Below are 14,293 nucleotides of genomic sequence, written 5' to 3'. Positions count from 1 at the left end.
GGTAAATTAAATGGTGAAAAACGTGACGCCAGCCTTGCGCAGCATGCCGGTGAGGGCGATCAGCGGCAAACCGGTGAGGGCGGTCGGGTCGGTGGTGGCGATGCGTTCGAGCAGGGCGATGCCCAGGCCTTCGTTCTTGGCGCTGCCGGCGCAGTCGTACGGTTGCTCGATGCGCAGGTAGGCGTCCAGCTCGGCATCGGGCAAGTCGCGCACGGTGACGAGGGTCTGGACGTCTTCCACTTGCGCCACGGGAGGATTCTGGCGGCCGTCGAGCAGGCACAGCGCCGTGTGGAACACGGTCTGGCGTCCGCGCATGGTTTGCAGTTGCAGCAAGGCATACGCATGGTTGCCGGGCTTGCCGATCTGCGCGCCGTCCAGGGTGGCGACCTGGTCGGAGCCGATGACGAGGCTGCCGGGGTAGCGGTCGAGCACGGCTTGCGCCTTGGCCTGGGCCAGGCGCAGGGCCGTGGCGCTGGGGCTTTCACTGGGCAGGGGGCTTTCATCGAGATCGGGCACGGCCACCTCGAAAGGCAGGCGCAGGCGTTCCAGCAATTCCTTGCGGTAGGTCGAACTCGATGCAAGAATCAAGCGCAATGGGGCGGAAGTTGGTATCATTCGGTAGTGGATGGCGGCCGGCATGGCCGCGCTGGTCGATGTCAGTGGAATTTCACGTGGTTCCAAGGCGCAGAGCCCACAACGAGGCTCCATGCGGCATGACGGTGTTGATGAAGTTGTCATGTTGATGGCAATGATTGCGTCAAAAAAGATGCTTAGCCTTTGACTCCGTGCTAAAAACCCTGTTATTATCGCAGGTTTTCCGGGGAAATTTTCTACCAATGAATGCTTTTGTGATCGACGCCTTTGATTTTTGTCGTATCAGCGGGAGCCGCGAGGGTGTAACTCCTGTCGCTGAAATGACCCGGTTGACCAAGGATTGTGCAGATAGTTCCGGCGAGATCGCCTGGAAGATCGTCGGCGGCACCAGCAAGCTGGGCTACCCACAACTGACCTTGTCGGTCAACGGCACCGTTCAGCTGGTTTGCCAGCGCTGCCTGACTCCGTATGCTTACGCAATTGATTCGACGACCACTCTGATGCTGGGCAAGGATGACGAGCACGCGGACGAGATCGAAGAAATCATCAACGATGAATCGATCGACGTGATCGTCGGCAGCCGCAGCATGGATGCCGCGGCCCTGATCGAAGATGAAGCCTTGCTGGCCCTGCCGCAGGTACCCAAACACGACGTCTGCCCCGATACGGCGCAGCTCGATGCTCTCAAGACTGAAAAGAAGTCGCCGTTTGCGGCACTGAAAGACTTGAAGCCAGAATAAAGTAGTAAAGGGGTTTTCCCCATCAAGGAACGTGTCAAACGCGTGTTGTAATCGAGTATGGCAAGTGTAGTGAAATGTAATTGTAATAAACGATGTCGGTCCGGGCTATTTTCGGGTAGTCTTTGCCGCTGGGATACTCGATTCGCATGTATTTGCCAATCGATTGTGCTAAAATTTTAGAACTTATGTATTAGGAGTCATCATGGCAGTTCAACAGAACAAGAAAACCCCTTCCAAGCGCGGCATGCACCGTTCGCACGACTTCCTGGTCGCGCCGCAATTGAGCGTCGAGCCAGTTACCGGCGAAACACACATGCGTCACCATATCAGCCCTAACGGCTTCTATCGTGGCCGTAAAGTGTTGAAGACCAAAAACGACGAGTAATCGACGTTTTTGTTGGGTAAGATGAAAGCGGTGTTGCGTGGTTATTCGGCGTGGCGCCGCTTCTTCTTTTTTATCGGCTGCAATTCATCTTGCGCACCCGTCATTTTGAATCAAGCTTGCTCAGGCGGTGCATGACATGCTGCGCCCTGCATATGCTCCAGTCCGATTCACATCTTGCCGCACGCCCGCAGCGGTATTGAATCAACACAAATGACAATCAAAATTTCTATCGACTGCATGGGCGGAGATCACGGTCCCTCAGTCACTATCCCCGCAGCAATTTCCTTCGTAAAACATGAGCCTGAAGCCGAACTGATCCTTGTTGGATTGGAAGACGTGATCCGTGCCGAACTGAAAAAACATAAAGCCGACACGCATCCGCGCCTGTCGGTATTGCATGCCTCCGAACAAGTTACCATGGACGATCCCCTGGAAGTGGCCCTGCGCCGCAAGAAGGATTCCTCCATGCGCGTGGCCATCGAACAGGTCAAGAACGGCGTGGCGCAAGCCTCCGTTTCCGCCGGCAATACGGCAGCCCTGATGGCCGTGTCGCGCTACGTACTGAAAACCATGTCCGGCGTCGACCGTCCGGCCATCTGCAGCATCTTGCCGAATCAAAAGAACGGCCCGACCTACATGCTGGACCTGGGCGCGAACGTCGATTGCGAACCGCATCACTTGCACCAGTTCGCCATCATGGGTTCCGTGCTCGTGTCCGCCATGGAAGGTATCGAACGCCCGACGATCGGTTTGCTGAACGTGGGCACGGAAGATATCAAGGGCAATGAAGTGGTGAAACTCACTTCGAAGCTGCTTCAGGCCGACCACGAGCGTGGCGCGCTGAACTTCTACGGCAACGTGGAAGGCAACGATATCTTCAAGGGCACGACCGATATCGTCGTCTGCGACGGTTTTGTCGGCAATGTGACCCTGAAAGCCATCGAAGGCCTGGCGCGCTTCATGAAAGACGTGCTCACTTCCGAATTCAAGCGCAATCCGATTACCATGCTGGGCGCGCTGATCGCCCGCGGGGCCCTGAAAGCCATCGGCAACCGCCTGAATCCTTCGCGTTACAACGGCGCCAGCCTGCTGGGCTTGCGTGGTCTCGTCTTCAAGAGCCATGGCAGCGCCGATGCCTATTCGTTCGAATGGGCCTTGCGCCGCGCCTTTGATGCGGCAAAAAATGACGTGCAAGCACACCTGGCCAGCCTGATCGCCGAGCTGATGCCGCGCACGCCAGTACCGGACGAACCTACATCAACAAGCTCTACCATTTAGTGGACGGGTATTTGCATGACTGTTTTTAGCAAAACTTACAGCAAAATTATCGGTACCGGCAGCTACTTGCCGGAGAAGCGCGTCACCAACCAGGATTTGACCGAACAGCTCGCCGCCAAGGGCATCGAGACGTCGGATGAATGGATTGTGTCGCGCAGCGGCATTTCGGCGCGCCATTACGCGGCGCCAACGCAAAATTCTTCGGACCTGGGCGTGGAAGCGGCCAAAAAGGCTCTGGAAATGGCCGGTTTGAACGGCAACGACCTGGACCTGATCATCGTCGCCAGCTCGACCCCCGATTTCTTCGGCAGCTTCCCCAGCACGGCCTGCATCGTGCAAAACAAGCTGGGCATCACGAACAACTGCGCCGCCGTCGACGTGCAAGCCGTCTGCAGCGGTTTCGTGTATGCGGTGGCCACGGCCGACAGCTTCATCCAGTCGGGCATGCATAAAAACGTGCTGGTGATCGGCGCCGAAGTGTTTTCGCGCATCCTCAATTTCGACGACCGCGGCACCTGCGTGCTGTTCGGCGACGGCGCCGGCGCCATCGTCATGACGGCGTCAAAAGAGCCGGGCATCCTGGCCACCAAGCTGCATGCGGACGGCCGCCACTCGAACATCCTCAGCGTACCGGGCAGCCTGGCTGGCGGCGCGCTGGACGGCAGCGCCTTCCTCTACATGGATGGCCCGGCCGTGTTCAAGCTGGCCGTGTCCGTGCTGGAGAAAGTTGCGCACGAAGCCCTGGAGCACGCCAACATGACGTCGGACCAGATCGACTGGCTGATCCCGCACCAGGCGAACATCCGCATCATGAACAGTACGGCCAAGAAACTCGGCTTGCCGTTGGAAAAGATGGTCGTCACCGTCGACCAGCATGGCAACACCTCGGCCGCCTCGATCCCGCTGGCGCTCGACATCGCCGTGCGCGATGGCAGAGTCAAGAAGGGTGACAATGTCATGATGGAAGGCGTGGGCGGCGGCTTTACCTGGGGCGCCGTGCTGGCGCGCATGTAATCCCGCAACAATATTAAAAAACGGAGTCACCATGACACAATTTGCATTTGTTTTCCCAGGCCAAGGCTCGCAAGCGATTGCGATGCTCGACGGTTTCGCCGGCAACCCTGTGGTTGCGCAGACCGTCGCCGAAGCGTCGGACGCCCTGCAATTCGACCTGGGCAAGCTGATCGCCGAAGGTCCGAAGGAAGAGCTGGATCTGACCACCAATACGCAACCGGTGATGCTGACGGCGGCCGTGGCCTTTTATCGCGCCTGGCTGGCGGCTGGCGGCCCCGTGCCGACGGTCGTGGCCGGTCACAGTCTCGGTGAATATTCGGCGCTGGTCGCCGCTGGCGTCATCTCGTTCAAGGACGCCGTGCCGCTCGTGCGTTTCCGCGCGCAAGCGATGCAGGAAGCCGTGCCGGTCGGGCAGGGCACGATGGCTGTCGTGCTGGGCCTGTCGGACGACGACGTGCGCGCCGCCTGTGCGGAAGCGGCGGCGGAAAACCCGGCCCTGGTGGTCGAGCCCGTCAATTTCAATGCGCCAGCGCAAGTCGTCATCGCCGGCCATACGGCCGCCGTTGAGCGCGCCTGCGAACTGGCCAAGGCCAAGGGCGCCAAGCGCGCCATGAAACTCCCCGTCTCCGCGCCATTCCACTCGTCGCTGCTGAAGCCCGCATCGGACCGCTTGCGCGAGTATATGGCCGGCTTGACGTTCTCGGCGCCGCAAATCGCCCTGATCAACAACGTCGACGTGGCCATCGTCAACGACGTGGCCGGCATCAAGGATGCGCTCGTGCGCCAGGCGGCCAGCCCCGTGCGCTGGGTGGAAACCATGCAAAAAGTGGCGGCGGACGGCATCACGCAAGTGATCGAATGCGGTCCGGGCAAGGTTCTGATGGGCCTGGCCAAGCGCATCGATCCGGTGCTGGTGGGCGACGCCATCGTCGACCAGGCATCGCTGGAACGCATTTTGACGCAGCTCAAATAAACATCAGATCGCGGCAGCTTGCCTGCCGCGGTTGCTTTTAAGGATACTCATGAATTTAGCAAATCAAGTCGTGCTGGTCACGGGCGCCTCGCGCGGCATCGGCCGCGCCATCGCCACCGAACTGGGCAAGCAGGGTGCCACCGTGGTCGGCACCGCCACCTCGGAAAGCGGCGCGCAAGCCATCACCGATTACCTGGCCGCCGAAGGCGTGGCGGGCAAGGGGCTGGTCCTGAACGTGACCGATGCGGCGCGCTGCGCGGCCGTCGTCGATGAAGTGCAGAAAACCTACGGCAGCCTGTCGATCCTGGTCAACAATGCGGGCATCACGCAAGACCAGTTGGCCATGCGCATGAAGGATGAAGAGTGGGATAGCGTCATTTCCACGAACCTGTCGGCCGTCGGCCGTTTGTCGCGCGCCGTGTTGCGCGGCATGATGAAAGCCAAAACTGGGCGTATCATTAATATCACGTCGGTGGTGGCGTCGTCGGGCAATCCGGGGCAAATGAATTACGCGGCGGCCAAGGCTGGCGTGGAAGGCATGAGCCGCGCCCTGGCGCGCGAAATCGGCAGCCGCAACATTACCGTGAACTGCATCGCGCCGGGCTTCATCGATACCGACATGACCAAGGCCCTGAGCGAAGAGCAGCACGCGGCCCTGTTGACGCAAATTCCCCTGTCCCGCTTGGGCAAACCGGAAGACGTGGCGGCGGCGGTGGCCTTTCTGGCTTCGCCGCAAGCGGCATATATCACGGGCACGACCCTGCACGTGAACGGTGGAATGTACATGAATTGATGTGAAAGGTAGACGGGACGGGCGTTTGTGGCATGATTCAACGGTCGTTTTTGTCTATAATCGCATCTTTTAGCAGCAGCTTCGGTCGAATTAGCAGCAGACACCGAAATTAGTATTCGGACGCGCAAACCTGATAAAATGCGCGCACTTTCCGTAACACACACTTTGGAGCCATAACATGTCGGATATCGAACAACGCGTTAAGAAAATCGTCGCTGAGCAACTGGGCGTTGCAGAAGCAGACATCAAAATCGAATCCTCCTTCGTCGACGATCTCGGCGCCGATTCCCTGGACACCGTGGAACTGGTCATGGCCCTGGAAGACGAATTCGAAATGGAAATCCCTGACGAACAAGCTGAAAAAATCACCACCGTGCAACAGGCGATCGACTACGCCACCGCACACGTCAAGGCCTAAGCCTGTCTGACCGACTTCAGGAGAATCGCTTGAGCCGTTCTAAAAACCGTCGTGTTGTTGTCACCGGCCTGGGCTGCGTTTCACCTGTCGGCAATACTATTGCCGAGGCGTGGGGCGCAATCGTTGAAGGTAAATCCGGCATTGCCACGATTACCAAGTTTGATGCACAGCCATTCACCACGCATTTTGCCGGTGAAGTCAAAGGTTTCAATATCGAAGAGTACATCTCCGGTAAGGAAGCCCGCCATATGGATACCTTTATCCATTACGGCATGGCTGCGGGCATCCAGGCGATCCAGGACTCCGGTCTGGAAGTCACCGAAGAAAACGCCGAGCGCATCGGCGTGATCATCGGTTCCGGTATCGGTGGCTTGCCGCTGATCGAAGACACCAAGTCCGAGTACGAAAAGCGCGGTCCGCGCCGTATCTCGCCATTTTTCGTGCCTGCCTCGATCATTAACATGATCTCTGGCAACCTTTCGATCAAATATGGTCTGAAGGGCCCGAACCTGGCGATCGTTACAGCGTGTACCACCGGTCTGCACAGCATCGGTGCCGCAGCGCGCATGATCGAGTACGGCGATGCCGACGTCATGATCGCCGGCGGTGCTGAATCGACCGTGTCGCCACTGGGCCTGGGCGGTTTCGCTTCGGCGCGTGCCTTGTCGACCCGCAACGACGATCCGGCAACGGCATCGCGTCCGTGGGATACCGACCGCGACGGCTTCGTGCTGGGCGAGGGTGCTGGCGTCATGGTGCTGGAAGAGTACGAGCACGCGGTGGCCCGTGGTGCCAAGATCTATGCCGAAGTGCATGGTTTCGGGATGAGCGCAGATGCTTATCACATGACCTCGCCGCTGGAAGATGGTAGCGGCGGCAGCAAATCGGTGATCGCGGCCCTCGACAACGCAGGCTTGAACCCGGATCAGATTCAATACCTGAACGCGCACGGCACATCGACCCCGCAAGGCGATGTGGCGGAAGTGATGGGCATCAAGCGCACCTTCGGTGATCACGCCAAGCATATTGTCGTCAACTCGACCAAGTCGATGACGGGCCATTTGTTGGGCGGCGCGGGCGGTCTGGAAGCGGTGTTTACGGTCCTGGCATTGCACCATCAGGTGTCGCCACCGACCATCAATATCTTCAACCAGGATCCGGCGTGCGATCTCGATTTCTGTGCCAACACGGCGCGTGATATGAAGATCGATTATGCAGTGAAGAATTCGTTCGGCTTCGGCGGAACGAATGGCACGCTGATTTTCGGTAAAGCGAAATAAGCAGGAACTTTCAAGCGCTCGCTACGGTCAAATCGTAGTGAGCGCTGATTCGGCGCCAACGTTCGTTGGCGCCTGAATTTGCCCGGCATGTTGCCGGCGCGCCTTTTTTTTCCCATGAAGTATGTCGATCGCGGTAGTGGCTGTCATTCGCACGCCTGTCTGTTTGCGCCTATTGCAAGCGCTGCTGGGGCTGTGCGCCTTGCTGGCTGTCTGGCCATTGAGTGGTGTCTGGCGCAGCCTGCCCGCGCCTGGCCAACTGGTGGGTGGCTATGCGCTGGGCTTGTTTGCAGCCTTGCTGAGTGCGGCTGGCGGCGTGTTTTTGCTGGCCTTGCTGCGCTGGCGCAGAAAGCCGCAGGCGCTTGATATTTCGCCGGTTGGCCAGTTGCGGCTGGCGGTATATCTGGAGCATGGCGGGGTGCCTGGAACCGGTGTTGCCGGGGTGGCGGAGCCGGCTGAGGCGGCGCCGGGGCTGCGCCTGTTGCCGGGCTCGACCTTGTGGTCGTCGCTGCTGGTGCTGTGCCTGGCGGATGCCGCCGGGCGTCGCACGGAAGTGCTGGTACAGCGCGGCGGCAGTTGCGCCGCCTTCCGCCCGCTGGCCGTGGCTTGCCGGGCTATCGCGGCGCGGAACAGGGAAGAATAAAAGTGGGGCGAACACTGAACTTCTTGCAGCGGGCCAACTCTATATCCATACAGGCGCCCACGCTGCATGACTACAGGGACATTGGGCGTGAGGACAGAGCGCGAGTATGATCAGTTACTGGTCGAGCGGGTGCAGGCTGGCGACAAACGGGCATTCGATGTGCTGGTATCGAAATATCAGCGCCGCTTGATGCGTCTTGTGTCGCGGCTGGTGCATGATCCGGCGGAGGCCGAAGATGTGGTGCAGGAAACCTTTATCAAGGCATACCGGGCGCTGCGCCATTTTCGCGGCGAGGCCGCCTTTTATACCTGGCTGTATCGCATTGGCATCAATACGGCCAAGAATTATCTCGTCACGCAGGGGCGGCGCGCCGCCACATCCAGCGATGCCGACGCCGAACAGGCGGAGTCCTTCGATGATGGCAATAAATTGCGAGACAACAATACACCCGAATCGGTGCTGGCCAGCAAGCAGATCGCGGCCACCGTCAATGCGGCCATGGATGTGCTGCCCATCGAGTTGCGCACGGCCATCGTGCTGCGCGAAATCGAGGGCCTGAGCTATGAAGAAATATCGGAAATCATGGCGTGCCCCATCGGCACCGTGCGCAGCCGGATTTTTCGCGCGCGCGAAGTGATCGCGGAGAAATTGAAACCGTTGTTGGACATGCCGATTGACAAGCGCTGGTAATCTGGGGAGTATGAGGCTGGCATGGCTGCGTCCGGTTTCCGCACCGATCCTTTTGAAATGGCAGGACCCATCATGGATACGCATACACGATTGCACGAGACTATTTCCGCCCTGGCCGATGGCGAGCTGGCGGCGAGCGAACTCGAACTGGCTTTTGCTGCCCTCGATACGCCATCGGGGCGGCAGGCCTGGGACGCCTATCGCCATATCGGTGACGTGCTGCGCTCGGAGCAGTACGGCCATGCACTGAGCGCCCACTTCGATGCGCGCATGGCCAGCCGTCTGGCCGCGGAGCCGTCGCCTGAGGGGACAGCTCATGTGGAGCCGTTGCCGCCCCTCGTGCCGCCGGGCGTGGCCGAGCCGCTGGCGCAGCGCTAGCTGTCGCGTTTTCCATCTTATGCCAGGCTTAACATCCTCTTCGCCCCCTTGGCACTGGCCTTCGGTACGATTGACACTGTGGGCAGGCAATATCTTGCTTTTGCGATATATTGTTGCTGCCATGCGCGTTGTCAGGTGGGTTTACCCCTGGATTGCCGTCATGATGGCCAATCATGCGCGCAGGCAATTGCCTGATTCGCGTTTTGATCCGTTTATATATTCGAAAAGATCCTTTCCATGAAAAAAACCATGTGTGCCGCCAGCAAGTCGTTTTCAGTGAAGACACTTTCCGCTTTATTGTTCGGTACGGCTGGCGTCTTCCTTGCTCCCACCATGCTGGGCCTGGCGCCACAGGCGCAGGCCGCCGTGCCCGCCATAAAACTGCCTGATTTCTCGGACCTGGTCGACGCCGTCGGCCCGGCCGTGGTGAATATCCGCACCACCGAGCGCCTGAAGATGGGCGCCGCCGGGCCTGGCGCGGGCGGCCAGGACGAGCAGGAAATGCAGGAATTCCTGCGCCGCTTCTTTGGCGGCGCCATGCCGACGCCGCGCCAGCAGGCGCCACGCGGCGGCCGCCGCGCCGTGCCGCAGGAGCAGGAAGTGCAGCGCGGCGTCGGTTCCGGCTTCATCATTTCGGCCGATGGCTACGTGCTGAGCAATGCCCACGTGGTCGACGGCGCCGACGAGGTGTACGTGACCCTGACGGACAAGCGCGAATTCAAGGCCAAGGTGATCGGCGCCGATGCGCGCACCGACGTGGCCCTGCTGAAAATCGAAGGCGGCAACCTGCCGCGCCTGACCATTGGCGACTCGGACAAGATCCGCGTGGGCGAATGGGTCATCGCCATCGGCTCGCCGTTCAACCTGGAAAACACGGTGACGGCCGGCATCATTTCCGCCAAATCACGCGACACGGGCGACTACTTGCCTCTGATCCAGAGCGACGTGGCCGTCAACCCGGGCAACTCCGGTGGTCCCTTGATCAATATGCGCGGCGAAGTGATCGGCATCAATTCGCAGATCGCCACCTTGTCCGGCGCCTACAATGGCATTTCGTTTGCCGTGCCCATCGATGAAGCCATGCGCGTGGGCGAGCAGCTGAAAAAGACGGGCAAGGTCGTGCGCGGACGCATCGGCGTACAGATCGGCGAAGTGAGCAAGGACGTGGCGGAATCGCTGGGCTTGCCGAACGCCAAGGGCGCGCAAGTATCGATGGTGGAACCGGGCGGCCCGGCCGACAAGGCGGGCATCAAGCCGGGCGATATCATCCTGAAATTCAACGGCGCCCAGATCGAGCGTTCATCCGACCTGCCGCGCCTGGTTGGCGGCGCCGCCGTCAACGGCAAATCCACGATCACCGTCTGGCGCAAGGGTGCGCAGCAGGATGTTCCCGTCACCGTCGTCGAGCTCGAAAGCGAGAAAACGGCGAAGAAGGGCGCCAAGGAGCCGGAAGCGCAAGCCGTCAATGCGCTGGGGCTGAAGGTCAGTGACGTGCCGGCCGCCAAGAAGCAGGAATTGAAGATCGACGCGGGCGTGCTGGTCGACGATGCCGATGGCGTGGCGGCCCAGGCCGGCCTGCAGCCTGGCGACGTGATCTTGCAGTTGAACAACGTTGCCGTGAAAGACGCCAAGCAGTTCAACGCCCTGGTCGCCAAGCTCGATCCGAAGAAGACGTCGGCCGTGCTGGTGCGCCGTGGCGACGTGGCGCAATTCGTTTCGCTGCGTCCGTCGGCGAAGTAACTATGTGATCATCCCGCATTCCGGCTGCAGCTGGAATGCGGTATCCTGCCCGCCATGCACTTCACCCTCTATTCCCGCAGTTATTGCCACCTTTGCCAGGACATGCTCGACGCCTTGCTCCTGCTGCAGCCGCCCGGAAAACCGTTCACGGTGGACGTGATCGACATCGATGCGTCGCCCGACGCTTCGCTGCTGGCCCGTTTCGATGAGCTGGTGCCGGTGCTGTTTGGCGATCTGGCGCAGCCCGAGCTATGCCATTATTTCCTTGACGAAGCGGCCGTGCGCCGCCGCCTGGCGTAGCTTGAATGGCAATATTGACACTGCATTGCACCATTCTGGTGCCGAAAACCGCCGAAAATGTCGGCTTGCCCCCGTGCCGGCCTCATAAGACGGGCTTTCTACTCTGAAATCCGGTAAAATGGGGAGGTCGAAAAAGCTACTGTCCGAGGCAGCAGCTTCTGTCGCTTCAAAAGCGCTCGCCTGGGCATGCAGATGTCCTGCCCGGAGCGCTTTTTTTCATCATGAGTGGGGCGCCCGGTTTTGGCCCTGTTTGGCCCGAGCATGATCCCCATGATTCCTGTTAAAGCAGTGTCGTCAACTTCGCACTTATATTAGTTAATGAACAACATACGCAACTTCTCCATCATCGCCCATATTGACCACGGTAAATCGACCCTGGCTGACCGCATCATTCAATTGTGCGGCGGCTTGTCCGACCGCGAGATGGAGGCGCAGGTGCTCGATTCGATGGATCTGGAGCGCGAGCGCGGCATTACCATCAAGGCGCAAACGGCGGCCTTGCACTACAAGGCGCGCGATGGCCAGATCTACAACCTGAACCTGATCGATACGCCGGGCCACGTCGACTTCAGCTATGAAGTGTCGCGCTCGCTGTCGGCGTGCGAAGGCGCGCTGCTGGTCGTTGACGCGTCGCAAGGCGTGGAAGCGCAAACAGTGGCCAACTGCTACACGGCGCTGGACTTGGGCGTGGAAGTGGTGCCCGTCCTGAACAAGATCGACTTGCCGAACGCGGACCCTCCGAACGCCATTGCCGAGATCGAAGACGTGATCGGCATCGACGCGGCCGACGCCGTGCATTGCTCGGCCAAGACGGGCTTCGGCGTGCTGGACGTGCTCGAACAACTGATCGTCAAGGTACCGCCGCCGAAGGGCGACCCGGACGCGCCGCTGCAGGCGCTGATCGTCGACTCCTGGTATGACGCCTATGTGGGCGTGGTCATGCTGGTGCGCGTGGTCAACGGCACCCTGAAACCGAAAGACAAGATCCGCCTGATGGCCACCGATTCGGTTCAGCTGGTGGAAGACATCGGCGTGTTTTCGCCCCGTTCGCAATCCTTGCCGCAATTGTCGGCAGGCCAGGTGGGTTTCATCATCGCCGGCATCAAGGAATTGAAAGCGGCGAAAGTGGGCGACACCGTCACCCTGGCCGGCCGTCCTGCCGCCGCGCCATTGCCTGGCTTCAAGGAAGTGCAGCCGCAAGTGTTCGCCGGCCTGTTCCCTGTGGAAGCGAACCAGTACGACGCGCTGCGCGACTCGCTGGAAAAGCTGAAATTGAACGACGCGGCCCTGATGTACGAGCCGGAAGTGTCGCAGGCGCTGGGCTTCGGCTTCCGCTGCGGCTTCCTTGGCTTGCTGCACATGGAAATCGTGCAGGAACGCCTTGAGCGCGAATTCGACATGGATCTGATCACCACGGCGCCGACCGTGGTGTACGAAGTGATCCAGCGCGACGGCACCATGATCAACGTCGACAATCCATCGAAGATGCCCGATCCGTCGCGCATCGAGGAAGTGCGCGAGCCTATCGTCACGGTCAATCTGTACATGCCGCAGGAATACGTCGGCTCCGTGATTACCTTGTGTATCGGCAAGCGCGGCATCCAGATGGACATGAGCTACCACGGCCGCCAGGTCAAGCTCGTGTATGAAATGCCGATGGCCGAGATCGTGCTGGACTTCTTCGACCGTCTGAAATCGACGTCGCGCGGCTATGCCTCGATGGATTACGAGTTCAAGGAATACCGCGCGGCCGACGTGGTCAAGGTCGACATGCTGATCAACAGCGAAAAAGTCGATGCGCTGGCCATCATCGTCCACCGTTCGAATAGCCAGTACCGTGGCCGCCAGGTGGCCGCCAAGATGCGCGAACTGATCCCGCGCCAGATGTTCGACGTGGCCATTCAGGCGACCATCGGCGCCAACATCATTTCGCGCGAGAACGTGAAAGCCTTGCGCAAGAACGTGCTGGCCAAGTGCTATGGCGGCGACATCAGCCGCAAGAAAAAATTGCTGGAAAAACAAAAAGCGGGTAAGAAACGCATGAAGCAAGTGGGTTCCGTGGAGATCCCGCAAGAGGCATTCCTGGCAATTTTACAAGTGGATGGTTAATCAATGAACCTGCAAGTGATTTTAGGAAATTTCGCTTTAATCCTGTTCGTGCTGATGGTGTTGACGGGCCTGGTCTGGTGCCTGGATGTGTTTTATCTGTCCAAGCAGCGCCGCAAGGCGGCCGACCGCGCTCTGGCTGAATTCGATGCGCGCCAGTCCAAGCTGGCCGCCGAGGGCATCAAGTCCGATGCGGGCGGCAGCCGCGCCAGCATCGAGGCGGCCCTGTTGCGTCAGCCGACCTGGGTCGAGTATTCGGGCAGTTTCTTCCCCGTCATCGCTCTCGTGTTCTGCCTGCGCTCGTTCCTGTACGAGCCGTTCAAGATCCCGTCGAGCTCGATGGTGCCGACCTTGCTGGTGGGCGATCTGATCCTGGTGAACAAGTTTACTTATGGCATTCGTCTGCCTATCGTCAACAAGCGCATCATTGAAGTCAACGATCCGCAGCGCGGCGACGTGATGGTGTTCAAGTACCCGAAAGATATGTCGCAAGACTATATCAAGCGCGTGATCGGCGTGCCCGGTGATAAAATCACCTATGAAAACAAGCGCTTGACGGTCAACGGCAAGGAAGTGGCGTACACGCCGCTGGACGACTACCTGGACGATGAAAGCACGGTCTACCACAAGCAGCTGGAAGAAAACCTGACGAGCGTGAGCCACCGCATCCTCAACGACGAGCCTGCTCCTACGTTGAATTTGCGCGAAGTGAAGGATTTCCCGCACAAGGAGGCGTGCAACTACAACGAAGACGGTTTTACGTGTGTAGTGCCACAAGGCAATTACTTCATGATGGGCGACAACCGCGACAATAGCGCGGACAGCCGCTACTGGGGCTTCGTGCCGAACGAGAACATCGTCGGCAAGGCTTTCCTGGTGTGGATGAATTTCAGCAATCCGAAAAGAGTGGGCGGCATACACTAAGCCGTCCGCATGGCTGCCGCGCCGATTCCCCGCGCGGCAG

Annotated in this window: 17 protein-coding genes; 16 read left to right on the top strand and 1 reads right to left on the bottom strand. The window is 59.6% G+C overall.

Features of this window, described 5'->3' with window-relative positions:
* Window positions 1–6: 6 nt before the first annotated feature.
* Window positions 7–615, bottom strand: a complete 609-nt coding sequence (locus P9875_RS20530) for a Maf-like protein (protein ID WP_278316455.1) — start codon at window positions 613–615, stop codon at window positions 7–9.
* A gap of 22 nt (window positions 616–637) precedes the next feature.
* On the opposite strand from P9875_RS20530, the gene P9875_RS20525 reads away from it, so the two are divergent.
* The 16 genes from P9875_RS20525 (at window position 638) to lepB (ending at window position 14,253) form a co-directional block, all read left to right on the top strand.
* On the top strand, window positions 638–781 hold the full coding sequence (locus P9875_RS20525) for a hypothetical protein (RefSeq protein WP_161784168.1): 144 nt from the start codon (window positions 638–640) through the stop codon (window positions 779–781).
* A gap of 55 nt (window positions 782–836) precedes the next feature.
* Window positions 837–1,334, top strand: coding sequence for a YceD family protein (locus tag P9875_RS20520; RefSeq protein ID WP_034779242.1), 498 nt, complete (start codon window positions 837–839; stop codon window positions 1,332–1,334).
* 202 nt (window positions 1,335–1,536) lie between these two features.
* Window positions 1,537–1,719 carry a 50S ribosomal protein L32 gene (rpmF, locus tag P9875_RS20515; RefSeq protein WP_034749653.1) on the top strand — a complete coding sequence of 61 codons (183 nt, stop codon included), beginning with the start codon at window positions 1,537–1,539 and terminating at the stop codon, window positions 1,717–1,719.
* A 210-nt stretch (window positions 1,720–1,929) separates the two neighbouring features.
* Complete coding sequence (gene plsX / locus P9875_RS20510; protein ID WP_076566622.1) at window positions 1,930–2,997, top strand: phosphate acyltransferase PlsX; 1,068 nt, start codon at window positions 1,930–1,932, stop codon at window positions 2,995–2,997.
* A gap of 15 nt (window positions 2,998–3,012) precedes the next feature.
* A complete protein-coding gene (locus P9875_RS20505; RefSeq protein ID WP_128142573.1) occupies window positions 3,013–4,011 on the top strand; it encodes a beta-ketoacyl-ACP synthase III in 999 nt (332 codons plus the stop codon).
* Between the two features lie 31 nt (window positions 4,012–4,042).
* Window positions 4,043–4,984, top strand: a complete 942-nt coding sequence (gene fabD, locus P9875_RS20500; RefSeq protein ID WP_035820249.1) for an ACP S-malonyltransferase — start codon at window positions 4,043–4,045, stop codon at window positions 4,982–4,984.
* A 49-nt stretch (window positions 4,985–5,033) separates the two neighbouring features.
* Window positions 5,034–5,777 carry a 3-oxoacyl-ACP reductase FabG gene (gene fabG, locus P9875_RS20495; RefSeq protein ID WP_035820245.1) on the top strand — a complete coding sequence of 248 codons (744 nt, stop codon included), beginning with the start codon at window positions 5,034–5,036 and terminating at the stop codon, window positions 5,775–5,777.
* A 178-nt stretch (window positions 5,778–5,955) separates the two neighbouring features.
* Window positions 5,956–6,195 (top strand): acyl carrier protein, encoded by a 240-nt coding sequence (gene acpP / locus P9875_RS20490; protein ID WP_008449912.1) that lies wholly within the window; start codon window positions 5,956–5,958, stop codon window positions 6,193–6,195.
* Window positions 6,196–6,224: 29 nt separating this feature from the next.
* Window positions 6,225–7,475, top strand: coding sequence for a beta-ketoacyl-ACP synthase II (fabF, locus tag P9875_RS20485; protein WP_219306991.1), 1,251 nt, complete (start codon window positions 6,225–6,227; stop codon window positions 7,473–7,475).
* A gap of 163 nt (window positions 7,476–7,638) precedes the next feature.
* Entirely contained in the window at window positions 7,639–8,115 is a 477-nt protein-coding gene (locus tag P9875_RS20480; protein WP_158300001.1) for a hypothetical protein, read from the top strand.
* A 66-nt stretch (window positions 8,116–8,181) separates the two neighbouring features.
* Window positions 8,182–8,805, top strand: coding sequence for an RNA polymerase sigma factor RpoE (gene rpoE, locus P9875_RS20475; protein WP_035820241.1), 624 nt, complete (start codon window positions 8,182–8,184; stop codon window positions 8,803–8,805).
* A 72-nt stretch (window positions 8,806–8,877) separates the two neighbouring features.
* Window positions 8,878–9,183, top strand: coding sequence for a sigma-E factor negative regulatory protein (locus tag P9875_RS20470; RefSeq protein ID WP_051959584.1), 306 nt, complete (start codon window positions 8,878–8,880; stop codon window positions 9,181–9,183).
* Between the two features lie 237 nt (window positions 9,184–9,420).
* A complete protein-coding gene (locus P9875_RS20465; RefSeq protein ID WP_278316454.1) occupies window positions 9,421–10,923 on the top strand; it encodes a DegQ family serine endoprotease in 1,503 nt (500 codons plus the stop codon).
* Window positions 10,924–10,977: 54 nt separating this feature from the next.
* On the top strand, window positions 10,978–11,223 hold the full coding sequence (locus tag P9875_RS20460; RefSeq protein WP_035820236.1) for a glutaredoxin family protein: 246 nt from the start codon (window positions 10,978–10,980) through the stop codon (window positions 11,221–11,223).
* 318 nt (window positions 11,224–11,541) lie between these two features.
* The gene (gene lepA, locus P9875_RS20455) at window positions 11,542–13,332 is read left to right on the top strand and encodes a translation elongation factor 4 (RefSeq protein WP_035820235.1); all 1,791 of its coding nucleotides are present in this window, start codon (window positions 11,542–11,544) and stop codon (window positions 13,330–13,332) included.
* Window positions 13,333–13,335: 3 nt separating this feature from the next.
* A complete protein-coding gene (lepB, locus tag P9875_RS20450) occupies window positions 13,336–14,253 on the top strand; it encodes a signal peptidase I (RefSeq protein ID WP_278316453.1) in 918 nt (305 codons plus the stop codon).
* Window positions 14,254–14,293 lie beyond the last annotated feature (40 nt).

It is taken from the genome of Janthinobacterium rivuli, assembly GCF_029690045.1.
In the GTDB taxonomy this organism is placed as follows: domain Bacteria; phylum Pseudomonadota; class Gammaproteobacteria; order Burkholderiales; family Burkholderiaceae_D; genus Janthinobacterium; species Janthinobacterium rivuli.
The sequence above is the reverse complement of the archived record's forward strand: the minus strand, read 5'-3'. Positions and strand labels throughout refer to the sequence as shown.

Bases quoted from the DNA above. Each gene is read 5' to 3' on its own strand.
- P9875_RS20530 (WP_278316455.1), bottom strand. From the start codon at position 615: ATGATACCAACTTCCGCCCCATTGCGCTTGATTCTTGCATCGAGTTCG.
- P9875_RS20525 (WP_161784168.1), top strand. From the start codon at position 638: ATGGCCGCGCTGGTCGATGTCAGTGGAATTTCACGTGGTTCCAAGGCG.
- P9875_RS20520 (WP_034779242.1), top strand. From the start codon at position 837: ATGAATGCTTTTGTGATCGACGCCTTTGATTTTTGTCGTATCAGCGGG.
- rpmF (WP_034749653.1), top strand. From the start codon at position 1,537: ATGGCAGTTCAACAGAACAAGAAAACCCCTTCCAAGCGCGGCATGCAC.
- plsX (WP_076566622.1), top strand. From the start codon at position 1,930: ATGACAATCAAAATTTCTATCGACTGCATGGGCGGAGATCACGGTCCC.
- P9875_RS20505 (WP_128142573.1), top strand. From the start codon at position 3,013: ATGACTGTTTTTAGCAAAACTTACAGCAAAATTATCGGTACCGGCAGC.
- fabD (WP_035820249.1), top strand. From the start codon at position 4,043: ATGACACAATTTGCATTTGTTTTCCCAGGCCAAGGCTCGCAAGCGATT.
- fabG (WP_035820245.1), top strand. From the start codon at position 5,034: ATGAATTTAGCAAATCAAGTCGTGCTGGTCACGGGCGCCTCGCGCGGC.
- acpP (WP_008449912.1), top strand. From the start codon at position 5,956: ATGTCGGATATCGAACAACGCGTTAAGAAAATCGTCGCTGAGCAACTG.
- rpoE (WP_035820241.1), top strand. From the start codon at position 8,182: ATGACTACAGGGACATTGGGCGTGAGGACAGAGCGCGAGTATGATCAG.
- P9875_RS20470 (WP_051959584.1), top strand. From the start codon at position 8,878: ATGGATACGCATACACGATTGCACGAGACTATTTCCGCCCTGGCCGAT.
- P9875_RS20465 (WP_278316454.1), top strand. From the start codon at position 9,421: ATGAAAAAAACCATGTGTGCCGCCAGCAAGTCGTTTTCAGTGAAGACA.
- P9875_RS20460 (WP_035820236.1), top strand. From the start codon at position 10,978: ATGCACTTCACCCTCTATTCCCGCAGTTATTGCCACCTTTGCCAGGAC.
- lepA (WP_035820235.1), top strand. From the start codon at position 11,542: ATGAACAACATACGCAACTTCTCCATCATCGCCCATATTGACCACGGT.
- lepB (WP_278316453.1), top strand. From the start codon at position 13,336: ATGAACCTGCAAGTGATTTTAGGAAATTTCGCTTTAATCCTGTTCGTG.